The sequence below is a fragment of the Mesorhizobium sp. P2_D5 genome, assembly GCF_056404355.1.
This window is the reverse complement of the sequence record NZ_JBFUEE010000005.1, coordinates 140516-164142: the sequence shown is the minus strand read 5'-3', so window position 1 is coordinate 164142 and position 23627 is coordinate 140516. Positions and strand designations below refer to the sequence as shown.

Sequence of the window (23627 nt, the reverse complement as noted above, 5' to 3'; positions counted from 1 at the left end):
GCAGGGCCGCCTTGGAATGCCGTCGCCTCACGCTTGGAAGCCGCGACTTGGCAGCCGATTCGGTTGGCAGGGAAACAATTCCTTGGACAAGAGATACGCGGACAATTTCTTCGATAGTATAGATCGCTGTCTTGCCGCGGCGTAACGCAAGTATTATGCTTCGAATGTTCCTTTCGTCGACTTCTTGTTTATTTTAGCAACTTCACATGTTGTGCGATCACCTGTGAAATCTGCGCGGACGGGAGTGCGGCAGGCAGGATCTCGAAATTCGGAGACGATCATGCCGGATCTTTGTCGGACATTGCATCTGGCCAGCATCTGGATCGCAGCGGCCGCCCTTGCCGGGATCGCGCAGGGTGCACGCGCGGACTGTATCGCCGAACGGCCGACGGCCATGGCTCCCGCCGATCCCTTGGTCTGCCATGAGCTCGAGGCCGCGATCAAGAAGCCGTCGGCGCTGCCTCTGGGCGACTACGAGAACAAGCTCAACCAGTATCTCGGCAGTTACTGTTATCGCAACGAAGCTGCCGGATGGGTGCACGACAAATATGTGCGCCAGGCCGGACCCCGCATCGCGACCCTGGTCAACGGCGCCTGGCTGGGCAAGGATTTCGGAACCCATGCGCCTGTCATGATCTGGTATTCGCCGGAGATGATGGACTGGCTTCGCAAGAATCGCTCCGCCGAGGGCGAGATCGATCATCCGCCGCCGGTTCCCGACGGTGCCATCATGGTCAAGGAGATGTTTTCGGAGCCGGCGTCGGATTGCCGGACGATCGATCCTCTCAAACTTTTTCCAACCAGCGGCGCCGCGATCATGATCCGCGATGCCAGCGCCTCTTACGATGGCTGGTTCTGGGGCTGGTACGGCTTTGGCAGCCAGAGCGGCTGGACACCGGATTGGCCAGCCCTGCCGGCCGACAACAACAGCCTGCCCAACATGGGTTTCGCCCAGTACTGCATGAACTGCCATGCGTCGGCGGCCGACAATCTGACTTTCGCATCGCCCAAGAACATCGCGGGTGAGCCGGGCAAGCCGCTCAACTATCTCGCACAGGATTTCTTCAAGGGAGCGCCGGCAGAAACCTTGCACCAGACCGTCGTTTTGCCGGTCAATGCCAACCCGCGTCTCGGCCAACCGCTCTACAGTCCGAACGCCGACGTGATTGCCGCCCTGCAGGCCTACGTCCGCGAGATGCCGACCTATGAGACCGTCTCGCGAATGCCTTCTGAAACTTACGACAACACCTGGGTCGGGGCCAAGGGTCCTGGTGCGTCCGATACGTTCCTGACCTCGAGCCAATGCCTGGGTTGTCATGATGCCGGCAGCACCGGGCTGCAGTTCGACATGACCAGGCCAAACCCGCATGGCGATGGCTTGATCAATCTGTCTCCGCTGGCGACCTGGCGAACCTCGCCGATGGGGCTGGGAGGCCGCGACCCGATATTCTTCGCGCAACTGGCCAGTGAAACGCAAAGCTTTCACCCCAAAATGTCCGGTGTGGTGCAGGACGTTTGCCTTGGCTGCCACGGCATCGCCGGGGAACGGCAGTTCCACATCGACGAGAAGGCGCGCTCGGGCAAATGCGAATTGTTCACGCGCGACATGGTCGATGCGACGCCCTGGCCGGCCGACAATCCGGGTGCCGCGCTCGCCAATTACGGCATGCTTGCCCGCGATGGCATCACCTGCACATCCTGTCACCGCATGGTGCTCAACAGCAAGGCCAGCGGACCGCTGGGCGATCAGCCGCAGAACGCCTGCGTCGACGAGCGGCAGGCGCTGCTCAATCCGCACGCGACGGGCTTTGCCAAGACCTTCACCGGCAGCTTCATGGTCGGTTCGCCCGATACGCTCATCGGCCCGTTCGAGAAACCGGAGGTCGGGCCGATGCATACGGCGCTCGGCATCAAACCGGTCCACGACGCCACGATCATGAGCTCCGAGGTCTGCGGGACATGCCACACGGTTCATTTGCCGTTTCTGCAGGGCACCAACACCCTGGCGCATATCTACGAGCAGACGACCTATCCGGAATGGGCTTTCAGTGCCTATCGAACCGGCAGCACTCCGGACGGACCGCTTCCACTGGGTGCCGGTGCCACGCCGCGCAGCTGCCAGGGTTGTCACATGCCATCGACGGAACAGGACGGATCGCCGACGATGAGCAAGATCGCCAGCATCCAGGAAAATCTCAATTTCCCGCAGACCGAGTCCAGCAACGCGCCGGATCTTTCGGTTCGCGAGGGATTTGCCCGCCACACGCTCGTCGGTCTCAACGTCTTCCTGGTCAAGATGGCGCAGCAGTTTCCCGAAGTTTTCGGCATCAGGACGCGCGATCCCATGATGGGCAAGAAGGCGCTCGATCCTCTCGTCCTCACCGAGCAGGCGATGCTGGACCAGGCCTCGCAGGCAACAGCCACTGTCACCGTCAGCGACCTTGCCATGACTGCCGACGCGCTAGATGTCAAAGTGACGGTGAAGAACCTGGCCGGTCACAAGTTTCCCTCCGGGGTGGGTTTCCGGCGTGCGTTCCTCACCTTCAGCGTGCTCGACCAGAATGGCGAACAGCTTTGGGTTTCCGGCCGCACAAATGCTGCCGGTGTGATCGTCGGCGCCGACGGCAAGCCGCTTGATGGTGAGCTCTGGTGGAAGGACGATTGTTCCGGCCGCCTCCATCCTGGCGAACGGCCGCATCAGCCACACTACCAGAAGATCACGCGACAGGATCAGGTTCAGATCTATCAGGAACTGGTCTCAACGCCGCCCGCCGACACACCCAATCCGGTCTGCAATGCGCAATCCAAGCCGGAAGGCGAACTGACGACCAGCTTCCTGTCGATCTGCACGGAGGTGAAGGACAACCGGATACTACCGGCGGGTTTCCTGCCGATCGAAAGCCGGCTCGAAATCGCCAAGGCATTGGGCGCCGATGAGGAACTCGCCGTCGACGTCGGCGGGACCGCCGTCGAGGACGATCCCGACTACGTATCGGGCGGCAGCGACACGCTTAGCTACTCGATACCGCTTGCCGATTTGCCGAAGGGCGCACGCCCTGCCAGCATCGAGGCGGACCTCTACTACCAGGCGACGCCTCCGTCCTATCTGCAGGATCGATTCTGCACCGCCAAGGGCCCCGACACCGATCGCCTGTATTTCCTGGCCGGGCATCTCAATCTCGCCGGCACGCAGGCAGACGGATGGAAGCTGAAAGTGGTCGGCAGCGGAACTGTCGCCATCCAGCCCTGAGCTCTGACTTCCCAAGGGAAATCGCTGCGCGATTTCCCTTGAATTGCTTCAGGGCAGCATGAAGGCCACCGCCGCCTCGGCATGGATGCGCGTCGTGTCGAAGACCGGTATATTGAAGTCCGGCTGGCCGATCAGCATGGTGATCTCGGTGCAGCCCATGATGACGCTGTCGGCGGCCTCTTCGCGACGCAGGCGTTCGGTCTCGGCGATGTAGGCCGCCTTCGAAGTTTCGGTGACGACGCCCTGGCACAGTTCCTCGTAGATGACGCGATGCACCATGTCGCGGCCGGCGGCATCGGGCACAATGGGCTGCAACCCATGTTTGTCGGCGAGCCGGCCCTTGTAGAAATCCTGCTCCATGGTGAAGCGCGTCGCCAGCAGCGCCGGGCGCTGCATGCCGGCACGCTTGACGGCAAGCGCGGTGGCGTCGGCTATGTGGATCAACGGGATCGATACCGACGCCTGCACCTGGTCGGCCAATTTGTGCATGGTGTTGGTGCACAGAAGCAGGCCCTCCGCGCCGCCCGCCTCGAGCTTGCGTGCCGCGTCAGCCAGAAGCGCGCCGGCGCCGTCCCAGTCGCCATGATGTTGCCGCTCGGCGATCTCGGCAAAATCGAACGACCACAGCAGCAGTTTGGCCGAATGCAGCCCGCCGAGCCGCTCGCGCACGATCTCGTTGAGCAGACGGTAGTAGATGGCGGTCGATTCCCAGCTCATGCCGCCCAGAAGGCCGAGGGTTTTCATGTGATCTTCCTGTCTTGCCGGCTTGGCGGCAGCCTAGCGCCGAATCGCGCCCTTACAAAAAACTCTGCGGATCGATGTCGACCTGCACCCTGACCGAGCCGCGCTGTTTTGGCCCGTTGGCCAGCATGGCGCGGATGAAGCCTTGCATGTCGGCGCGCCGTTCACCCTGGATCAGCAGGCGAAAACGGTGGCGCCCGCCGAGCAATGACAGCGGGGCCTCCGCCGGTCCCAGCACGAACAGGTCGGTCGCCTCGGGCGCGGCGCGGCGCAGGCCGCGTGCGTGGCCTTCGGCTTCGGCCCGCGTCACCGCACTGACGATGACGCCGGCGAGCCGGCCGAATGGCGGCAGGGCCGCCCGTTCGCGCTCGGCGATCTCGCGCTCGTAAAAGGCCTCGGCGTCGCCGGAGACGATCGCCCGCATCACCGGATGGTCGGGTTGAAAAGTCTGCAGCAGGCCAAGGCTCTTCTTGCCGGTCCGGCCGGCGCGGCCGGTCACCTGGCTCAGCAGCTGGAAGGTGCGCTCGGCGGCGCGCGGATCGCCATTGGCGAGGCCGAGATCGGCATCGACGACGCCAACCAAAGTCATGTTCGGGAAGTTGTGACCCTTGGCGACAAGCTGCGTTCCGATGACGATGTCTGCCTCGCCATTGGCGATCGCTTCCAGCTCCAGCCGCAACCGCCGCACGCCGCCCATCAGGTCGGACGACAAGACGATGGTGCGCGCGTCCGGGAAATGCGCGACAACCTCTTCGGCGATGCGCTCGACGCCGGGTCCGCAAGCGACCAGATGGTCCAGCGTACCGCATTCCGGACAGGCTTCGGGGCGGCGTTCATTGTGCCCGCAATGATGGCAGACCAGTTGGCCGCGAAACCGGTGCTCAACCAGCCAGGCCGAGCAGACCGGGCAGCCGAAGCGATGGCCGCAGACGCGGCACAGCGTCAGCGGCGCATAGCCGCGCCGGTTGAGGAACAGCAGCGATTGCTCCTTCTTCCCCAGCGTCTGGCGCATCTGGTCGAGCAGCACCGGCGACAGGAAGCCGCCACGTGCCGGCGGCGCCCGCCGCATGTCGACCGCCTTGAGATGAGGAAGAGCCGCCTCGGCAAAGCGGGCGGAAAGCACCGCCCTGTTGTAGCGGCCCTGGCTGGCATTGACCCGGCTTTCGACCGATGGCGTTGCCGACGCCAGCACCACCGGAAAGCTGCCGATATGGCCGCGCACCACCGCCATGTCGCGTGCATTGTAGAAGACGCGGTCTTCCTGCTTGTAGGCCGGGTCATGCTCCTCGTCGACGACGATCAGGCCAAGCTCCCTGAACGGCAGGAACAGCGCCGAGCGAGCACCGGCGACGACGCGCACGCCGCCTTCCGCCACTTGCCGCCAGACGCGTTCGCGCATGCGCGGCGGCAGGTCCGAATGCCATTCTCCCGGCTTGGCGCCGAAACGTTGCTGGAAACGCTCGAGAAAGGCGTGCGTCAGCGCGATTTCCGGCAGCAGGATCAGCACCTGCTTGCCCTGGTCGAGAGCAGCCGCCACCGCTTCGAAATAAACCTCGGTCTTGCCCGACCCGGTGACGCCGTCGAGCAGCGCGACATTGAACACACCGGCCGCGACATTGGCGCGCAGCATCTGTGCGGCATCGCTCTGGTCCGGCATCAATTCCGGCACGGCGTAGCCGGTGTCCGGCGCGGCCACCACTGGGCGCGGCGGGATCATCACCGTCTCGAACACACCTTGCGCCCTCAGGCCGTCGATCACCGTCGACGACACGCCGGCCGCGTGTGCGAGGCCGGAGCGCGTCCAGGCAAGTCCGCCTTCGGCCGTCTCCAGCACGCGCTCTCTCGCACCCGTCATCCGGTCGGGCGTCAAGAGGGTGCGCTGCAGCCCCTCGATCCATGGTTCGGGGTCGAACGCTTCCGGCGCCCTGAGCAGCATGCGCGCCACCATGCCGGGCGGCGACAGCGTGTACTGCGCCACCCAGTCGACGAAGCGGCGCATTGCGCGGTCGATCGGCGGGCAATCGAAAACCTGTTCGATCGGGCGCAGCTTTTTCGCGTCGACCGTCTCGACCACGCCATCCCACACGATGCCGGCAACCTGGCGCGGGCCAAGCGGCACGCGCACGATCGAGCCCGGCACCACGCGCATGCCGGCCGGCACTGCATAGGTGTAGGGGCGTTCGGCGGGCATCGGCACCAGCACGGGTGCGGCTGCGACAAAGGGCGAATCTTCGATCATGAAGCGTGACCTTGCCCCGACTTTGGTCTAGATCAAAGGGCAACGCTGAACGTGCCTTTCCCAGCACGACGAAATCGTCAGGAGACCGCCATGAAATTTTTTGTCGACACCGCAGACGTCAAGGATATCCGTGAGCTCAACGATCTGGGCCTGCTTGACGGCGTCACCACCAACCCGTCACTGATCCTGAAATCCGGCGGCAAGATCGCCGAGGTCACCAAGCAGATCTGCGACATCGTCAAGGGTCCGGTCTCGGCTGAAGTCACCGCCACCGAATATTCCGAGATGATGCAGCAGGCCAAGGTTCTGGCCAAGATCGCCGACAATGTCTGCATCAAGGTGCCGCTGACGCTCGACGGCCTGAAGGCCTGCAAGACGATCCGCACCGAGATGAACCGCCTGGTCAACGTCACGCTGTGCTTCTCGGCCAACCAGGCGCTGCTGGCGGCCAAGGCCGGTGCGTCCTTCATCTCGCCCTTCGTTGGCCGCATCGACGACATGGGCGTCGACGGCATGGAGCTGATCCAGGAGATCCGGCAGATCTACGACAATTATGATTTCCAGACCGAGATCCTGGTGGCTTCGGTTCGCACCGTGAACCACGTCAAGCAGGCAGCACTGATCGGCGCCGATGTCGCCACCGTGCCGGCGGCGACGCTGAAGGCACTGGTCAAGCATCCGCTGACCGACAAGGGCCTGGAACAGTTCCTCGCCGACTGGGCAAAGACCGGCCAATCGATCGGCTAAGACCGCGATCGGCGGAAGTCACACCGCTTCCAACAGAAAAGGCCGGGCAACCGGCCTTTTTTATTGCGCTCCCGAAGACTTCAAATCGCCAAGGGCGCGCCTGCCGATCAATCGGTGCCATCATCGTCGGATGGGCTCACCGGCTGGCGCCGGCCCATGATGATCTCGCGTTTGCCGACATGGTTGGGTGCACCGACCAGCCCTTCCTTTTCCATGCGTTCCACCAGCGATGCGGCGCGGTTGTAACCGACACCGAGGCGGCGCTGGATGTAAGACGTCGAGCACTTCTTGTCACGCACCACCACCTTGACCGCCTCGTCATAGATGGAATCATTGTCTTCGGCTGCAACGGAGCCCTTGTCGAAGACCGCACCCTGATCGGCTTCGGCTTCTTCCTCATCCTCGTCGGCTGTCACCGTCTCCAGATATTCGGGGCGACCCTGGGCCTTCAGATGCGCCACGACATGCTCGACTTCCGCGTCGGAAACAAACGGGCCATGCACGCGCGAAATGCGCCCGCCACCCATCATGTGCAGCATGTCGCCCTGGCCAAGCAGCTGTTCGGCGCCCTGTTCGCCCAGGATGGTGCGGCTGTCGATCTTGGATGTCACCTGGAAGGAAATCCGGGTCGGGAAGTTGGCCTTGATCGTGCCGGTGATGACATCGACCGAAGGGCGCTGCGTTGCCATGATCAGGTGGATGCCGGCAGCGCGGGCCATCTGCGCCAGACGCTGGATGGCGCCTTCGATCTCCTTGCCGGCAACCATCATCAGATCGGCCATCTCGTCGACGATGACGACGATATAGGGCATCGGCGCGAGGTCGATTTCCTGCTGTTCGAAAAGCGGCTCGCCGGTGCCCTTTTCGAAGCCGGCCTGCACGGTCATCACCACCGTCTCGCCCTTGTCGCGGGCGGCAGCCGCGCGCTCATTGTAGCCGTCTATGTTGCGCACGCCGAGCCGCGCCATCTTGCGATAGCGGTCCTCCATCTCGCGCACCGCCCATTTGAGCGCGGTGACCGCTTTCTTGGGGTCCGTGACGACAGGGGTCAAAAGATGCGGGATGCCGTCATAGACGGAGAGCTCCAGCATCTTGGGGTCGACCATGATCAGGCGGCACTCTTCCGGCTTCAGCCGGTAGAGCAACGACAGGATCATGGTGTTGATGGCGACCGACTTGCCGGAGCCGGTGGTGCCCGCCACGAGCAGGTGCGGCATCTTCGCCAACTCGGCGATGACAGGCTCGCCGCCGATCGTCTTGCCGAGACAAAGCGCCAGCTTGCAGCTGGTCTTGCGGAAGCCTTCCGATTCGATCAGCTCGCGGAAATAGACCGTTTCGCGCATCTCGTTCGGAAGCTCGATGCCGATGACATTGCGGCCAGGCACGACGGCGACGCGCGCCGAAACCGCCGACATGGAGCGGGCGATGTCATCGGCGAGCCCGATGACACGAGAGGATTTGACACCAGGCGCTGGCTCGAACTCATAGAGCGTGACGACTGGGCCCGGGCGAACATGAATAATCTCGCCGCGCACGCCGAAGTCTTCGAGCACGCTTTCCAAAAGATCGGCGTTCTGCTCAAGCCGCTCCTGCGACATGTAGAACCCCTGCCCCTCCGGTGGCTGCTGCAACAACTCTTCGGAGGGGAGTTGATAGGAATCCCCCGCCATTGAAGGTGCGATTTTGCCGGCCAGAGGCAAGCGTGGGGACGCGGCCGCGGCCCGCACGGCGACGTCCCGTCTCGGCACGATTGGCACGGCAACGGTATCCCTTGCCGCAGCGGGGATTACAGCGGTCTCTGCCTGCAGAGGCGCATTGCTCGCCGGCACGTGCGGCGGGGCGACAGCTTCGTTCGAGTTGGACGGCCAGACATCGGGTAAAGGCTTCGAGGGCTGGCCCGGAAGCCATTCGATCACACGAAACAGCGAGGTGGTGTCGGCCACCATCGATGGGCTGATACCAATTCGCGCAGCGGCGGCCGGCGCCGGAGTGGTTTGGCTGGCTGGCCGGGCCTGGGACGAAACGTCGACAAGGTAGGGCGCCATGACCTCGAAGAAGGCATGATCGGAGAGATGAGGCCAGCGCAGTGTCTCGGGGTTGGCTGTCTTAGTCGCGGCGCTGCCTGCCGGGACGGCGGCCATGCGCACGGATGCTCGTCCCGTTGCGGCGGTCATCGGAGGTACCGACGGAGCACGTCGTGCCTTGTCGTTGGCACGCCCCGGCGCAGCGGACGCTGCAGCCGGCGGCGACGTCCTTGATGCGGCCGGTTCGCTGCTGCCCTGCAACCGGGCTGTTTCCAAATTGCGGCTTTTCACCGAAACCGGCAATGCCAGCAGCGAGGGAGCAACTGGTGCCTTATCAACGATGGGCTGTGTGACGGCCTGTTGCGTTGGGAGCGCGTCTGGAGCGCCTTGTTCGACGACAGGGTCGCTCTGCTGGCGATGCTTCTTGGTCTCGTAGTCAGGCGTGCGCGTAAAACGCACGTTGGGCGCGAGGAAGAAATATTCCTGCCAGGCAGGACTTTCGATGTCGCCGATTTTCGGGGACGCTTGGCTCGTCCCATGGTCAACCCTCGGCTCCATATAGGGCCGCCTGCTACCGCCAAGATCAACAACCCGTGCGGAATAGCCTGTCTGGTGTATGCCGGACTGCCGGCCGTCCTGTCCCTGGTGAATTTGGCGATCATGGCCGCCTGTCGCGGCTGAGGGAGCTTGCCGACCGGCCCTGCCACCCGCGCCCTCGAAACGCTCTACCCCGGGGTCATCGGGCGAAGTTGCCTTCAATGAATTGACCCGGGAAAAACGCTTGGATTCCATTCTCACGACTCGCTCTGAAACACCTGCCGAGCAATAGGGAGCGAGTGGTTAACAGTTGCTTCCCGGCGGCGCGATCGTCGACGATCTTGGGACAGCATGTCATCGTACCGGTCGCAACCAGCGACCCGTTGTCAGGCAGCACTCACGCCGACGCAATCTGATTGCGGGAACCACAAGGCGTGAGGTAGGCCACCTCCACGGAATCTCGGGCGGACTGACTTTGTGCGCGTGATCAACGTCACCATTGCCCGCCATACCCGCATTTTGAGGCGGGGAGCGTTCGAAACGATGATGCGCTAGCCGGCCGTCTTGCCGTACTTGACCAGGTCCTGAGCGATGGACAGCTGCAGCGCTTCGGCCAGTTCGCGCGCGGCACGGTTCTCGGCGTCGATCTGCGCCCGGTATGCGGCGAATTCCTGACGCGGCCTGTCGAAGGACGAGGTGATCGAGCGCCTCCCGGACGCGATCTTCGCCCCGGTCTTGGCATCGCTCAGCGTGTAGTTGGCGGTCAGCGTCACGGAACCAGCGGTCGGCTCGTCTTCGTCGGTTCCGACCTGCACGAGTGCCGCGGATTCGACGGCTTCGCCCACGCCGAGAAAGAGCGAATAGGCCGGCGAGGCCGGTTCGCCAGCGCCTCGTCCAAATCCGAAGATCAAATTGTTGCGCACCTGCTGTCCGAAACGCGTGTTGACCGGCTTGATGCCGATCGACGCCAGTTCGGAATTGGCACTGCCGGTCGAGCTGGTCGACAACGGCTCGCTCGAATAGAGCGGCCGCACCGTGCAGGCCGAGGCCAGCGCAAGCGAGCCGAGCAGGCCAGCAAGCGCCACGCGGCGCAGCAAACGGCCCAGCTCTGTCTTTCGATCAGGCAACGACATTGACGATCCTCTGCGGCACGATGATCACCTTGCGCGGAGCCTTACCTTCGAGCGCTTTCTGCACGAAGTCGAGGGCCAATACCGCTTTTTCGACCGCACCTTGGTCCGCGTCGCGGGCAATTGTCAAATCCCCCCGCTTCTTGCCGTTGACCTGTACCGGATAGGTAACTTCGTTGTCGACGACCAGTGCCGGATCGAAGATCGGCCACGGCCGTTCGGCGACCAGATCGGTGCCGCCGAGCGTTTCCCAGCACTCCTCGGCCAGATGCGGCATGACCGGCGCGATCAGATGCACGAGTATCTCTACGGCCTGCCGGCAAGCGCCTTTCAGCGCCGCATCGGCCTTGCCTTCGGCCACATCGCTGAGCGGCGTGGTCAGCGCATTGGCCAGTTCGTAGATGCGGGCGATGGCGCGGTTGAAGGCGAGCTTTTCGATATCCTCGCCGACCGCCTTCAGGATCTTGTGCGCCGCCTTGGAGACCGCTCCCGCCTCGCCGGCATTGGCCGCCACCGGCTCGACGCCGGCCAGCGTCTCGGCCGCGGTCGACACCAGGCGCCAGATGCGCTGGATGAAGCGATGCGCGCCGGCGGCGCCATCGTCGGTCCATTCGACATCGCGCTCGGGCGGTGAGTCCGACAGCATGAACCAGCGCGCCGTGTCGGCGCCGTAGCCGTCGGTGATGTCTTCCGGGCTCACCGTGTTCTTCTTCGACTTCGACATCTTTTCGAGCGGGCCGATCGTCACGGCCTCGCCGGTGGCGATGTCGATGGCGCGGCGCTTGCCGTCGACGTCCTCCAGCCGCACTTCCGTAGGCGCCAGCCAGCGACCATTCGATGCCGAGCCGACGCGATAGGTTTCGTGCACCACCATGCCTTGCGTGAACAGGCCCTTGAACGGCTCGGCCAGATCGACATGGCCGGTCTCGCGCATGGCGCGGGTGAAGAAGCGCGAATAGAGCAGATGCAGGATCGCGTGCTCGATGCCGCCAATATACTGGTCGACCGCCAGCCACTCATTGGCTGCCTTGGGATCGGTTGGCTCATACGCCCTGGGTGCCGTGAAACGCGCGAAATACCACGACGAATCGACGAACGTGTCCATCGTGTCGGTTTCACGCCGCGCATCCTTGCCGCATTGCGGGCATTTGACGTGGCGCCAGGTCGGATGGCGGTCGAGCGGATTGCCCGGCCGGTCGAAATCGACATCGTCGGGCAGCCTGACCGGCAGGTCGGCCTTCGGTACCGGCACCACGCCGCAATCCTCGCAATGGATCATCGGGATCGGGCAGCCCCAGTAGCGCTGGCGCGAAATGCCCCAGTCGCGCAGGCGGAAATTCACCTTGCGCTCGGCCATCGGCCGGTTGCCGATGGTCTTCTGCTCCAGCAGTTTCGCGACCTCGTCGAACGCCTGATCCGGCTTCATGCCGTCGAGGAAGCGCGAATTGATCATCACGCCGTCGCCGACATAGGCTTCATCGATGATCTGGAAGCTGCCTGGATTCTCGCCTTCCGGCATCACCACCGGGATCACCGGCAGGCCGTATTTGTTGGCGAAGTCGAGGTCGCGCTGGTCGCCGGACGGACAGCCGAAGATAGCGCCGGTACCGTATTCCATCAGCACGAAATTGGCGACATAGACCGGCAGCGTCCAGCTGTCGTCAAACGGATGAACGACGCGGATGCCGGTGTCGAAGCCCTTCTTCTCAGCCGTCTCCAGCGCCGCCACCGAGGTGCCCATATGACGGACCTCGTCGATGAACTTGGCCAGCGCCGGATTGGTCTCGGCAGCCTTCCTGGCCAGCGGATGATCGGCGGCGACAGCCATGAAGGAGGCGCCGAAAATGGTGTCGGGCCTCGTTGTATAGACTTCCAGCTCATGCTCGCCGCCGATGGCGTCGGCCAGCGGCCAGCGAATCAGCAGGCCCTCGGAGCGGCCGATCCAGTTCTGCTGCATCAGCTTCACTTTTTCCGGCCATTCGGTGAGGCCGTCGAGCGAATCCAGCAGGTCTTGCGCGAAATCGGTGATCCTGAAGAACCACTGCGTCAGTTCGCGCTGTTCGACCAGCGCCCCCGAACGCCAGCCGCGTCCGTCGATGACCTGCTCGTTGGCGAGAACGGTCATGTCCTCCGGATCCCAGTTGACCTTGGAGGATTTGCGCGTCACCAGGCCCTTCTCGACGAAATCGAGGAACAGCATCTGCTGGCGGTGGTAGTAGTCGACATCGCAGGTGGCGAATTCGCGCGCCCAGTCCAGCGACAGGCCCATGACCTTGAGCTGCTCGCGCATGGTGGCGATGTTCTGGTAGGTCCATTCCTTGGGATGGACCTTGTTCTGCATCGCCGCGTTCTCGGCCGGCATGCCGAAGGCGTCCCAGCCCATCGGGTGCAGCACGTTGAAGCCCTTGGCCCGCTTGTAGCGCGCCACCACGTCACCCATCGTGTAGTTGCGGGTGTGGCCGATATGGATGCGCCCCGACGGATAGGGGAACATCTCCAGCACGTAGTATTTCGGGCGCGGATCGTCATTGTGCGCTTCGAAAAGCTTCCTGGCGTCCCAGGCCTTCTGCCATTTGGGCTCTGACGCGCGCGGATTGTATCGTTCGGTTGCCATGGGACGTTTTTCACTTAAAAGCATGCGGACTGCGGGCGACAGCTCGGCAGTTCATTGGATATGGTCCGGGTGTTCACCATGGTTTGGCAAACCCGTCAACCATATGGGTCTCGCGTCGGTCAAAAACGCGGATCAAAACAGCGGGATTTGCATATGGGTGACGCCGTTCAGCAGTTTTTCGCGGTCAAGGCCAGGATCGCCGCCGCCGAACGCGAAGCCGGCCGCGATCCTGGCGCGGTAACGCTGGTCGCGGTCTCCAAGACCTTTGACGCCGCTGACATAAGCCCGGTCATCGAGGCCGGCCAGCGCGTCTTCGGCGAAAACCGCGTGCAGGAGGCGCAAGGCAAATGGCCGGCGCTGAAGGAGGCTTTTGCAGACATCGAGCTGCATCTGATCGGTCCGCTGCAGTCGAACAAGGCAAAGGAGGCGGTGGCGCTGTTCGATGTCATCGAGACGGTCGATCGCGACAAGATCGCCGTCGAACTCGCCAGGGAGATCACCAGGCAGGGCCGCGCGCCGAAGCTCTATGTCCAGGTCAACACCGGCTCCGAGCCGCAGAAGGCCGGCATCGAACCGCGCGATGCGGTCGCCTTCGTCACCCGCTGCCGTGGTGTCCACGGCCTCGCCATCGAAGGCCTGATGTGCATTCCGCCGGCCGACGAGAACCCAGGTCCTCACTTCGCTTTGCTGGAGAAGCTTGCGCATGAGGCCGGCGTCGCCAAACTGTCGATGGGCATGTCCGGCGACTACGAGACGGCGGTCGCCTTCGGCGCCACCAGCGTCCGGGTCGGCTCGGCGATCTTCGGCAGCCGCTGACACCGCGGACTTTAGGCCAATCAGGCAGCCTCGTTGTGCCAACACTGGAAACGAAACGTGTCGTTCCTATTTGCTTGGTGTCATCACCATTCTCCTGGAGCCTCCACTATGCGTTACAACCAGCTTGGAAATACGGGGATGTTCGTCTCCGAACTCTGCCTCGGCACCATGACCTTCGGCGCCGCCGGCGAAAACGCCCAATGGGGCCTGATCGCCAGCCTCGACCAGAAGGGCGTCAACGAGATCGTTGCGCGCTCGCTCGCCGCCGGCGTCAATTTCTTCGATACGGCCGACGTCTACTCGTTTGGCGAGTCTGAGCGGCTGCTCGGCCAGTCGCTGAGGGATCTCGGCGTCGACAGGCAGAAAGTGGTCATCGCCACCAAGGTGCATGGCGCCATGGGTGACGGTCCTAACCAGCGTGGCTCGTCACGCGGCCACATCATGGACTCGGTCGATGCCAGCCTCGAGAGGCTTCAGCTCGACCATATCGACCTCTATCAGTTGCACGGCACCGACATGGTGACGCCGATCGACGAGACGCTGCGGGCGCTCGACGATCTGGTTGCCAGCGGCAAGGTCCGCTATGTCGGCGTTTCCAACTGGCAGGCCTGGCGCATCGCCAAGGCGCTCGGCATCGCCGACCGCAAGGGCTTTGCCCGTTTCGAGACCATCCAGTCCTATTATTCGATCGCCGGACGCGATCTCGAGCGCGAAATCGTGCCGCTCATCAATGAGGAAAAGCTTGGCCTGATGGTATGGTCGCCGATGGCCGGAGGTCTGCTGTCCGGCAAATACGGCCCCGGCGCGCCCGGCAATGGCGAGGGACGTCGTGCCTCCCTCAACTTTCCGCCGGTCAACGAGGAGCGCGCCTGGGGGGCCGTCGCCGTCATGCGCGAGATCGCTGGGAAGCACGATGTGAGCGTTGCCACGGTGGCGCTCGGCTATGTCCTGGCCAAGCCCTTCGTGATGAGCGTCATCATCGGCGCCAGCCGCATGGAGCAGCTCGAACAGAACCTTGCCGCCACCCAGCTGAAGCTCGACGCCGACGATCTTGTCCGTCTCGATGAGGTCAGCGCCCTGCCGGCCGAATATCCCGGCTGGATGGTGGAGCGCCAGGCGGCCGGCCGCCGCCCGGCGCCGTTCACCCCGAAAGCATAGCAGCCGCCAGCGCAGGCATCTCGGGGGCCCATTGGCTCCCGAGAGCCGTCTCGCCTCAGGTCGGCCGCACGCTCTCGCCAAGGAAATCGAGAAAGGCCCGCACCCGCGCCGGCAGATGCCGGCCCTGGCCGACATAGACGGCGTGGGTGGCCTCCTCGTCGCCCGGATTGAAATCCTCGAGCAACTGCACCAGCCGGCCGGCCGCGATATCGGCTGCCACGTGCCAGCGCGCCAGCCGGGCAATGCCCGCGCCAGCCAGCGCCATCAGCCGCATCGCCTCGCCATCGCTGACCAGCGTGTTGCCGGCGATCGGAACCATGATGGGGTTGCCGGCTGCATCGAGGAACGGCCAGCCATCGACATGCCGCATGAAACCGAAGCCCATGCGGTTGTGCCTGTCGAGATCGGCCGGGGTTAGCGGCGTGCCATGCGCCTCGAGGTAGGAAGGTGCTGCAACGACCACCACCGGGCTTTGCCCGAGCTTGCGCGCCACCAGCCGCGATTCGCCGAGCGGCCCGGCGCGGATGGCGACATCGGCGCGTTCCGCCATCAGGTCGATGACACTGTCGGTCAGCACCAGATCGACCGAAATCTCGGGGTAACGTTCAAGGAAGCGCGGCAGAAGAGGGATCAGCCGATGCACCCCGAACGGAACGTAGGAGTTGACGCGCAACCGCCCGCGTGGCGCCGCCCCTGCCGCGGCTTCCTGCTCGGCCGCCGCCATGTCGGCCAGGATGCGCAGGCCGCTGTCGTAGAACGCGGTGCCTTCCGGCGTCAGTTGCAGTTTTCGCGTCGAACGGCTGACCAGCCGGGCGCCAAGCCGGGCCTCCAGCCGCGCGATCAGCTTGCTGACCGCCGACGGCGTCATGCGCAACGCGCGTGCCGCGGAAGAGAAACTACCTTCCTCGACGACGCGCACGAACACTTCGATCTCGCCGGAGCGATTGATATCAGGCCTGGCCATTTGTGAATCTATTTCACAGAAAATGTGCCCGGCGCAAGTCTGGTTCACAATGCATGGCGACACGATCTTTCGGGTCGGGGCGCGGGACGGCGCTCATCCTCATCGAAGTGGAAATCGCCATGCCTCTTGCTCTTTACGCCCTCGCCGCCGGCGCCTTCGGCATTGGCGTCACCGAATTCGTCATCATGGGTTTGCTGCTCGACGTCAGCAAGGATCTCGGCGTCTCGATCTCGGCCGCCGGCCAGCTCATTTCGGGCTATGCGCTCGGCGTCGTCATCGGCGCGCCCTTGCTGACCATCGCCACCGGCAACTGGCCGCGCAAGACCGTGCTTCTGGCGCTGATGGCGATCTTCACGCTTGGCAATCTCGCCTGTGCGCTAGCGCCCGACTATTGGACGCTGATGGGCGCCCGCGTCATCACCGCCTTTGCCCATGGCACCTTCTTCGGTGTCGGTTCGGTGGTCGCCACCGGGCTGGTCGCGCCCAACAAGAAGGCCTCGGCGATCGCACTGATGTTCACCGGCCTGACCATCGCCAACATCCTCGGCGTGCCCTTCGGCACCTGGCTCGGCCAGGCCTTTGGCTGGCGGGCGACCTTCTGGGCGGTAACCGTGGTTGGCCTGGCGGCCTTCGCCGTCATCTTGGCTCTGGTGCCACGCAGCCAGACGGCGCCCGAAAAGAGCGACCTGCGCGCCGACCTCGCCGTGCTGCGCCGCACGCCCGTGCTGCTCGGCCTCGCCACCACCGTGCTCGGCTATGCCGGCGTCTTCGCCGTCTTCACCTACATTGCTCCGTTACTGACGCAGATCAGCGGTTTTGGCGAAGCCGCCGTGTCGCCAATCCTGCTCGTCTTCGGCGGCGGTCTCATCGCCGGCAATCTCGCCGGCGGCAAGGTCGCCGATCGCTGGCTGGTGCCGGCCGTGCTGGGCAGCCTCGTGGTGCTGGCCCTGGTGCTCGCAACCATGACCTTCGCCATCCACAGCCAGGTAATGGCCGTGATCTATGTCGGCCTGCTGGGTGCCGCCGCTTTCGGCACCGTGGCGCCGCTGCAGATGTGGGTGCTGGAAAAGGCGCAAGGTGCGGGCCAAAGCCTTGCCTCTTCCTTCAACATCGCCGCCTTCAATCTTGGCAACGCCGCTGGCGCCTGGCTTGGCGGCGCGGTGATCGCCCAGGGCCTCGGCTTGGGTTCGCTCACCTGGATCGCCGCCCTGCTGCCACTCACCGCACTCGCCGTGGCGGGACTGGCACTGCGCCTCGATCGCAGCCCTACGATCGGCGAGCCTGTCTCGGTCCGCTCGTAACGCCGGCAAAACCGGATCGCCTTCGACATCCCTTTCCAAACCACCAGGAGCCACGAAAATGGACTATCGACGTCTCGGTGCATCGGGCCTGAAAGTGCCCGCACTCTCATTTGGCGCGGGAACCTTTGGCGGCTCCGGCCCACTGTTCGGCGCCTGGGGCAACAGCGACGCCAGGGAAGCGCGGCGGCTGGTCGACATCTGCCTCGAAGCCGGCGTCAATCTGTTCGACACCGCTGACGTCTACTCGAACGGCGCGTCAGAAGAAGTGCTTGGTGAGGCGATAAAGGGCCGCCGCGATGCCGTTCTGATCTCGACCAAGACCTCGCTGCCGATGGGCGACGGCCCGGCCGACTACGGCTCGTCGCGTTCGCGGCTGATCAAATCCGTGGACGATGCGCTGAGGCGGCTCGGCACCGATTACATCGACCTGCTGCAGCTGCATGCCTTCGATGCCGGCACTCCGATCGAGGAGGTGCTGTCGACGCTGGACGAGCTGGTGCACTCCGGCAAGCTTCGCTATGTCGGCGTCTCCAACTTCTCAGGCTGGCAAGTGATGAAGTCGCTGGCGCAGGCCGACAAGAACGGCTATCCGCGCTATGTCGCGCACCAGGTCTACTATTCGCTGGTCGGCCGCGACTATGAGTGGGAGCTGATGCCGCTTGGCCTCGACCAAGGCGTCGGCGCGCTGGTGTGGAGCCCACTCGGCTGGGGCCGCCTGACCGGTAAGATCCGCCGGGGAGCAAAACTGCCGGACAAGAGCCGGCTGCACGACACCGCCAGCTTCGGCCCACCGGTCGAGGACGAGCATCTTTACCGGGTCATGGATGCCCTCGACGCGGTGGCCGAAGAAACCGGCAAGACGGTGCCGCAGATCGCCATCAACTGGCTGCTACAGCGCCCGACCGTATCCTCGGTCATCATCGGCGCCCGCAACGAAGAACAGCTGCGCCAAAATCTCGGCGCCATCGGCTGGACCTTGACGCCGGAGCAGATCGGGAAACTCGACGCGGCAAGCGAAGTCACCGCGCCCTACCCATATTTCCCCTATCGCCGCCAGGAAGGTTTCGCCCGGCTGAACCCGCCGGCGGTTTAACACATCAACCGTTCGGGATCGGGGTGTGTCGAGATTCAGGTCAGGCCGAGTCGAGAATGGTGGCTTCCGAGAACCGGAGCGGAGCGTACTTAAAGTACGTGAGCACCGGAAGCGCAGGAAACCGCCATTCGCAGGCCGGCCTCACCTGAATATCGGCACACCCTAATGCAGCACGAACTCGCCATCGACTTTGCGCCATTCGTTCGGCGCGATCAGCTTCTGGTGCGTGTAAACAACCGAATGCAGGGGGCCGTCGAGCCTCGTCTTCCAGAATTCGATGAACCGGATCAGCACCGGAAACTTCGGAGCGATGTCGTAGTCCTGCCAGATGTAGCTCTGCAGCAGATGCGGATGATCGGGAAAATGGTAAAGAATCTTGGCCGTGGTCAGGCCATATCCCCTAAGCATCAGGTCCATTTCGGAATGGTCGTGCATTGCAGTCCCCCTTGGACGGTCCCTTGGTTGAGTCTCCGTTCCTCCCAACGCTGGATTGTGCGCGCCGTTGCTTAACTGTCTATTGATTTTTCCTGATCAAGAACGGGTTTTCCGCGCGAAAACATGCAGTTAGCAGCGGCATCGCTTGAGTGCTGACAGTGGGCGACAGTCTGTCTGCGGCATCCCGCCGCGCAAACCCAATGTCTAATATTGCCGTAACGGAGGAACTGGTAATAATGCCGCCGAATTCGCGGCCGCTTCGCCGCGATCCCGCCGGCGTTTCAAGCCAGCGGATTGGTTCGGGAGGAAAGTGAAGAATGTCCGAGGTTCATGTCCATCGCGTCCAGCCGGCGTGGAAGAAAAACGCACTGATCGACAATAACACCTACCTGAAATGGTATGCCGACAGCGTCAAGAACCCGGACAAATTCTGGGGCAAGCATGGCAAGCGCATCGACTGGTTCAAGCCCTTCAGCAAGGTCAAGAACACCTCCTTCGATGGCAAGGTCTCGATCAAGTGGTTCGAGGATGGCCTAACCAACGTCTCGTACAACTGCATCGACCGCCACCTGACGAAGCGCGGCGACCAGACAGCCATCATCTGGGAAGGTGACAATCCCTACGACGACAAGAAGATCACCTACAACGAGCTTTACGAGCATGTCTGCCGGCTCGCCAATGTGATGAAGAAGCACGGCGTCAAGAAGGGCGACCGCGTCACCATCTACATGCCGATGATCCCGGAAGCGGCGTATGCGATGCTTGCCTGCACGCGCATCGGCGCCATCCACTCGATCGTCTTCGGCGGCTTTTCGCCCGACGCGCTGGCCGGCCGCATCGTCGACTGCGAATCGACCTTCGTCATCACCGCCGACGAAGGCCTGCGCGGCGGCAAGGCCATCCCGCTGAAGGAGAACACCGACAAGGCGATCGATATCGCCGCCAAGAATTTCGTCATGGTCAACAAGGTTGTCGTCGTGCGCCGCACTGGCGGCAAGGTCGGCTGGGCGCCGGGCCGCGACGTCTGGTACCACGACGAAGTCGCTTCGGTGAAAGCCGAATGCAAGCCTGAGAAGATGAAGGCCGAGGATCCGCTGTTCATCCTCTACACCTCGGGCTCGACCGGCAAGCCGAAGGGCGTGCTGCACACCACCGCCGGCTATCTCGTCTATGCCTCGATGACGCACCAATATGTCTTCGATTACCATGACGGCGACATCTACTGGTGCACCGCCGATGTCGGCTGGGTCACCGGCCACAGCTATATCGTCTACGGGCCGCTTGCCAACGGCGCCACCACGCTGATGTTCGAGGGCGTGCCGAACTATCCGTCGCAGTCGCGCTTCTGGGAAGTCATCGACAAGCACAAGGTCAACATCTTCTACACCGCGCCGACGGCATTGCGCGCGCTGATGGGCGCCGGCGATGCGCATGTCACCAGGACATCGCGCGAGTCGCTGCGCGTGCTGGGTTCGGTCGGCGAGCCGATCAATCCGGAAGCCTGGGAGTGGTATTTCAACGTCGTCGGCAACGGCAAGGTGCCGATCGTCGACACCTGGTGGCAGACCGAGACCGGCGGCATCCTGATCACCCCGCTGCCCGGCGCCACCGACCTCAAGGCAGGTTCGGCCACGCGGCCCTTCTTCGGCATCAAGCCGCAGCTGGTCGACGGCGAGGGCAAGGTGCTGGAGGGCGCGGCTGACGGCAATCTGTGCATCACCGATTCCTGGCCGGGCCAGATGCGCACCGTCTATGGCGACCACGACCGCTTCGTGCAGACCTATTTCTCGACCTACAAGGGCAAGTACTTCACCGGCGACGGCTGCCGCCGCGACGCCGACGGCTACTACTGGATCACCGGCCGCGTCGACGACGTCCTCAACGTCTCCGGCCACCGCATGGGCACGGCGGAAGTCGAATCCGCACTGGTCAGTCACGACAAGGTTTCGGAAGCGGCCGTCGTCGGCTACCCCCACGACATCAAGGGCCAGGGCATCTACTGCTATGTCACGCTGATGGCCGGCGAACAGCCTGGCGAGGAATTGCGCAAGGAGTTGATTGCCCATGTCCGCAAGGAGATCGGCGCCATCGCTTCGCCCGACAAGGTCCAGTTCGCGCCCGGCCTGCCCAAGACACGCTCGGGCAAGATCATGCGCCGCATCCTGCGCAAGATCGCCGAGGACGATTTTTCGGCCCTCGGCGACACCTCGACACTCGCCGATCCGGCCGTCGTCGAGGACCTGATCGCCAACCGGCAGAACAAGAAAAGCTGATGCAATCGACAGTCGCGGTGGGTTCGGTCATCGAGCTTTGGCGCTACCCGGCGAGTTCGCTCGCCGGCGAGCGCCTGGACGCGATTTCGGTGGATCAGGAAAGCATCGACGGCGACCGCATGTTCGGTCTCGTCGATGCCACCGACAACGAAATCGCGCGACCCGACCGCGATGCGAAATGGCACAAGGTACCGCGCATCAGGACCCGGTTGTCGCCAACCCGTGAACTGGAGGTTGCCATTCCCGACGGCGACTGGCTGGCGGCGCCAGGAGCCGAAAGCGATCGCGCCGTTTCCGCCTATCTCGGCTTCGCGGCCTCGATCCGGCCGTTTCGGAGGGAACACGCGGCGCCTGGCTATTCCGGACCGCTGACCGCCGAGCGTTACCGCAAGGCCCCGATCCACCTTTTGACCACGGCTTCGCTGGCACGGCTGAAGGCGTTGCACCCCGAAGGCGTCCCTGATCCGCGCCGCTTCCGCCCCAACATCGTCGTCGACATGGCGCCGGTCGAAGGATCGTTCCCGGAGACGGAATGGATCGGCCGCAAGCTGGCGATCGGCGATCTGCTCTTGACCATCTCCGAGCCCTGCCGCCGCTGCGGCTTCACCATCATCGCCCAGGATGGTTTCGACCACGACCCGGCCATCCTGCGCAATCTGGTCCGCCACAACGCGCACAATCTCGGCGTCTACTGCACGGTCGATCGACCGGCCCGCGTCGAAATCGGCGCTGCGATGCGATTCGTCTGATCACCGGTAGAGATCCGCCCGCGTCGGCGGCAAGCCGCTCGATCCCCGCGCACGCTTGGTGACGACGGTCTGGAAAATCTGCGCCGAGGCGCGTTCGAAGGTGATCGAACAGCCCGTCAGGTAAAGCAGCCATAGGCGTGCCTTGGCTTCGCCGACCTCGGCGATCGCCTCATCGAACCGGTCGTGCAGACGTTCCGCCCAAAGCCTGCAGGTGCGGGCATAGTGTTCACGCAGGTTTTCGACGTCATGGACGAGAAAACCATGCGCCTCGAGATTGCCGAGCGTCATGCCTATGGTGTCGACCTCGCCGCCGGGAAATATGTATTTGATCAACGCCTTGTATTCCGCGCCCTTGCGCAGCGTCTTCTTCGCGCTACCCTTGCCGCGTCGGGTGATGGCATGGTGCAGGTAGATGCCGCCTGGCTTGAGCAAGCGATGGATGGTCGAGAAATAGGTGCCGTGGTTGGCGAGGCCGACGGCCTCGAACATGCCGATCGACGAGATCTTGTCGTAGCTGCCGCTCAGTTCCGTATAGGATTTTATGTCGATGGTGATCCGATCATCGAGACCTTCGGCGCGGATGCGCTCGCGTGCCAGTCGGGTCTGCTCCTCCGACAAAGAGACCCCATGGCCGATGGCGCCATAGTGCTTGGCGGCATGGATCAGCATCGCACCCCAGCCGCAGCCGATGTCGAGCAGCCGGTCGCCTGGCTTCAGCCTGAGTTTGCGGCAGATATGGTCGAGCTTATCCTGCTGCGCCTGGTCGATGCCGTTGGCGAAATCGGTGAAATAGGCGCAGGTGTAGACCATGCGTTCATCCAGGAAGAGCCCGTAGAACGCGTTCGAAATATCGTAATGATGCTCGATCGCCTGCTTGTTCGAACCGCTGACGAAGGGGTTGCGGCCGGCAAGATCGGCCCGGCGCGTCATCTGCTTTCGCGAGAACAGGACTGCGGGCAGATCGCGCAGGATCGCCAGCTTCGGCAACGCCTTCAACCTCAGCTTGCCCTGTGAGGGCAAGGCGTAGAGATCGAACAGCGACCCGTCCTCCACGTCGATCGTCTTGGAAATCCACATCTCGAGCAGCGTCGAGAAATTTGGCCGGCGCGCCAATTGCCAGACGATGTCCTGGTCGTTGATGGCCAGCACCGGACCGTCGGCGGGACCGATCCGCTCGCCGGTCCACAATCTGACGGCAAAGCCCGGCTTCAGCGTTTCAACAACCGTTCGAACGATCCGCGCGGCCTTGTCGGTGGCGTCCATGCTTCCTCCCCGAAGCCAGAGCGCCAATGTTGTCCGTTTGCCCCCGGATCGCAAGCCACCCCGTCTGGCCATGTCCGGAAAGACACACACCCGGCTTTTTGAGGGTGACGCCTTGCCATTTGCCAAATCAGACCCCATCATCTCAGTGTGTTCAACAAATCGAAAGGAGGTGATCCGATGTCGAGTGATTTCGTTTTCCAGAACGTGGCCTCAGCGGATTGCACTTTCGGGAAGCAGACTTCCCGTTAAGGCGCGAGATGCGCGGTAGGTGACCTCACGGGTCACCGCCATTG

The 23627-nt window shown here is 63.5% G+C and carries 16 protein-coding genes; 8 read left to right on the top strand and 8 right to left on the bottom strand.

Translation table 11 applies throughout. The features are described from left to right. Positions 1 to 280: 280 nt before the first annotated feature. Positions 281 to 3250 (top strand): hypothetical protein, encoded by a 2970-nt coding sequence (locus tag AC1DYW_RS22120; protein ID WP_477227633.1) that lies wholly within the window; start codon positions 281 to 283, stop codon positions 3248 to 3250. Between the two features lie 48 nt (positions 3251 to 3298). Here the strand turns inward: AC1DYW_RS22120 and AC1DYW_RS22115 are convergent, their stop codons facing one another. Both AC1DYW_RS22115 and AC1DYW_RS22110 read right to left on the bottom strand, forming a co-directional pair. Beyond that, positions 3299 to 3994 (bottom strand): aspartate/glutamate racemase family protein, encoded by a 696-nt coding sequence (locus tag AC1DYW_RS22115; protein ID WP_477227632.1) that lies wholly within the window; start codon positions 3992 to 3994, stop codon positions 3299 to 3301. A 52-nt stretch (positions 3995 to 4046) separates the two neighbouring features. Then, positions 4047 to 6230: a primosomal protein N' gene (locus AC1DYW_RS22110; RefSeq protein WP_477227631.1), complete on the bottom strand. Its 2184-nt coding sequence runs from the start codon at positions 6228 to 6230 to the stop codon at positions 4047 to 4049. Between the two features lie 90 nt (positions 6231 to 6320). Here AC1DYW_RS22110 and fsa point away from each other — a divergent pair, with 90 nt between their 5' ends. Further along, complete coding sequence (gene fsa / locus AC1DYW_RS22105; protein WP_095084171.1) at positions 6321 to 6977, top strand: fructose-6-phosphate aldolase; 657 nt, start codon at positions 6321 to 6323, stop codon at positions 6975 to 6977. 107 nt (positions 6978 to 7084) lie between these two features. On the opposite strand, the gene AC1DYW_RS22100 is transcribed toward fsa, so the two are convergent. The 3 genes from AC1DYW_RS22100 to leuS form a co-directional block, all read right to left on the bottom strand. After that, positions 7085 to 9793: a DNA translocase FtsK gene (locus tag AC1DYW_RS22100; protein WP_477227630.1), complete on the bottom strand. Its 2709-nt coding sequence runs from the start codon at positions 9791 to 9793 to the stop codon at positions 7085 to 7087. Between the two features lie 296 nt (positions 9794 to 10089). After that, entirely contained in the window at positions 10090 to 10671 is a 582-nt protein-coding gene (gene lptE / locus AC1DYW_RS22095; RefSeq protein WP_477227629.1) for an LPS assembly lipoprotein LptE, read from the bottom strand. Beyond that, positions 10658 to 13282 carry a leucine--tRNA ligase gene (leuS, locus tag AC1DYW_RS22090; RefSeq protein WP_477227628.1) on the bottom strand — a complete coding sequence of 875 codons (2625 nt, stop codon included), beginning with the start codon at positions 13280 to 13282 and terminating at the stop codon, positions 10658 to 10660. The genes lptE and leuS overlap by 14 nt, the downstream gene beginning before the upstream one ends. A gap of 153 nt (positions 13283 to 13435) precedes the next feature. Between leuS and AC1DYW_RS22085 the strand changes: the two genes are divergently transcribed. Together AC1DYW_RS22085 and AC1DYW_RS22080 are read left to right on the top strand one after the other, a co-directional pair. Beyond that, positions 13436 to 14098, top strand: a complete 663-nt coding sequence (locus AC1DYW_RS22085; RefSeq protein ID WP_477227627.1) for a YggS family pyridoxal phosphate-dependent enzyme — start codon at positions 13436 to 13438, stop codon at positions 14096 to 14098. Between the two features lie 108 nt (positions 14099 to 14206). After that, entirely contained in the window at positions 14207 to 15256 is a 1050-nt protein-coding gene (locus AC1DYW_RS22080; protein ID WP_477227626.1) for an aldo/keto reductase, read from the top strand. Positions 15257 to 15311: 55 nt separating this feature from the next. On the opposite strand, the gene AC1DYW_RS22075 is transcribed toward AC1DYW_RS22080, so the two are convergent. After that, entirely contained in the window at positions 15312 to 16220 is a 909-nt protein-coding gene (locus AC1DYW_RS22075; RefSeq protein ID WP_477227625.1) for a LysR family transcriptional regulator, read from the bottom strand. 119 nt (positions 16221 to 16339) lie between these two features. Here AC1DYW_RS22075 and AC1DYW_RS22070 point away from each other — a divergent pair, with 119 nt between their 5' ends. Together AC1DYW_RS22070 and AC1DYW_RS22065 are read left to right on the top strand one after the other, a co-directional pair. Continuing rightward, positions 16340 to 17521, top strand: a complete 1182-nt coding sequence (locus AC1DYW_RS22070; RefSeq protein WP_477227624.1) for an MFS transporter — start codon at positions 16340 to 16342, stop codon at positions 17519 to 17521. A 58-nt stretch (positions 17522 to 17579) separates the two neighbouring features. Continuing rightward, positions 17580 to 18614 carry an aldo/keto reductase gene (locus AC1DYW_RS22065; RefSeq protein ID WP_477227623.1) on the top strand — a complete coding sequence of 345 codons (1035 nt, stop codon included), beginning with the start codon at positions 17580 to 17582 and terminating at the stop codon, positions 18612 to 18614. A 162-nt stretch (positions 18615 to 18776) separates the two neighbouring features. Here AC1DYW_RS22065 and AC1DYW_RS22060 read toward each other — a convergent pair whose 3' ends face one another. Next, complete coding sequence (locus AC1DYW_RS22060) at positions 18777 to 19049, bottom strand: usg protein (protein WP_457150557.1); 273 nt, start codon at positions 19047 to 19049, stop codon at positions 18777 to 18779. A 317-nt stretch (positions 19050 to 19366) separates the two neighbouring features. On the opposite strand from AC1DYW_RS22060, the gene acs reads away from it, so the two are divergent. Together acs and AC1DYW_RS22050 are read left to right on the top strand one after the other, a co-directional pair. Beyond that, a complete protein-coding gene (acs, locus tag AC1DYW_RS22055) occupies positions 19367 to 21322 on the top strand; it encodes an acetate--CoA ligase (RefSeq protein WP_477227622.1) in 1956 nt (651 codons plus the stop codon). After that, a complete protein-coding gene (locus tag AC1DYW_RS22050; RefSeq protein ID WP_477227621.1) occupies positions 21322 to 22071 on the top strand; it encodes an MOSC domain-containing protein in 750 nt (249 codons plus the stop codon). The genes acs and AC1DYW_RS22050 overlap by 1 nt, the downstream gene beginning before the upstream one ends. Here the strand turns inward: AC1DYW_RS22050 and AC1DYW_RS22045 are convergent, their stop codons facing one another. Beyond that, the gene (locus tag AC1DYW_RS22045; RefSeq protein ID WP_477227620.1) at positions 22072 to 23334 is read right to left on the bottom strand and encodes a class I SAM-dependent methyltransferase; all 1263 of its coding nucleotides are present in this window, start codon (positions 23332 to 23334) and stop codon (positions 22072 to 22074) included. Positions 23335 to 23627 lie beyond the last annotated feature (293 nt).

Coding starts and splice junctions, on each gene's coding strand:
- AC1DYW_RS22120 (WP_477227633.1), top strand. CDS start 281: ATGCCGGATCTTTGTCGGACATTGCATCTGGCCAGCATCTGGATCGCA.
- AC1DYW_RS22115 (WP_477227632.1), bottom strand. CDS start 3,994: ATGAAAACCCTCGGCCTTCTGGGCGGCATGAGCTGGGAATCGACCGCC.
- AC1DYW_RS22110 (WP_477227631.1), bottom strand. CDS start 6,230: ATGATCGAAGATTCGCCCTTTGTCGCAGCCGCACCCGTGCTGGTGCCG.
- fsa (WP_095084171.1), top strand. CDS start 6,321: ATGAAATTTTTTGTCGACACCGCAGACGTCAAGGATATCCGTGAGCTC.
- AC1DYW_RS22100 (WP_477227630.1), bottom strand. CDS start 9,793: ATGGAATCCAAGCGTTTTTCCCGGGTCAATTCATTGAAGGCAACTTCG.
- lptE (WP_477227629.1), bottom strand. CDS start 10,671: ATGTCGTTGCCTGATCGAAAGACAGAGCTGGGCCGTTTGCTGCGCCGC.
- leuS (WP_477227628.1), bottom strand. CDS start 13,282: ATGGCAACCGAACGATACAATCCGCGCGCGTCAGAGCCCAAATGGCAG.
- AC1DYW_RS22085 (WP_477227627.1), top strand. CDS start 13,436: ATGGGTGACGCCGTTCAGCAGTTTTTCGCGGTCAAGGCCAGGATCGCC.
- AC1DYW_RS22080 (WP_477227626.1), top strand. CDS start 14,207: ATGCGTTACAACCAGCTTGGAAATACGGGGATGTTCGTCTCCGAACTC.
- AC1DYW_RS22075 (WP_477227625.1), bottom strand. CDS start 16,220: ATGGCCAGGCCTGATATCAATCGCTCCGGCGAGATCGAAGTGTTCGTG.
- AC1DYW_RS22070 (WP_477227624.1), top strand. CDS start 16,340: ATGCCTCTTGCTCTTTACGCCCTCGCCGCCGGCGCCTTCGGCATTGGC.
- AC1DYW_RS22065 (WP_477227623.1), top strand. CDS start 17,580: ATGGACTATCGACGTCTCGGTGCATCGGGCCTGAAAGTGCCCGCACTC.
- AC1DYW_RS22060 (WP_457150557.1), bottom strand. CDS start 19,049: ATGCACGACCATTCCGAAATGGACCTGATGCTTAGGGGATATGGCCTG.
- acs (WP_477227622.1), top strand. CDS start 19,367: ATGTCCGAGGTTCATGTCCATCGCGTCCAGCCGGCGTGGAAGAAAAAC.
- AC1DYW_RS22050 (WP_477227621.1), top strand. CDS start 21,322: ATGCAATCGACAGTCGCGGTGGGTTCGGTCATCGAGCTTTGGCGCTAC.
- AC1DYW_RS22045 (WP_477227620.1), bottom strand. CDS start 23,334: ATGGACGCCACCGACAAGGCCGCGCGGATCGTTCGAACGGTTGTTGAA.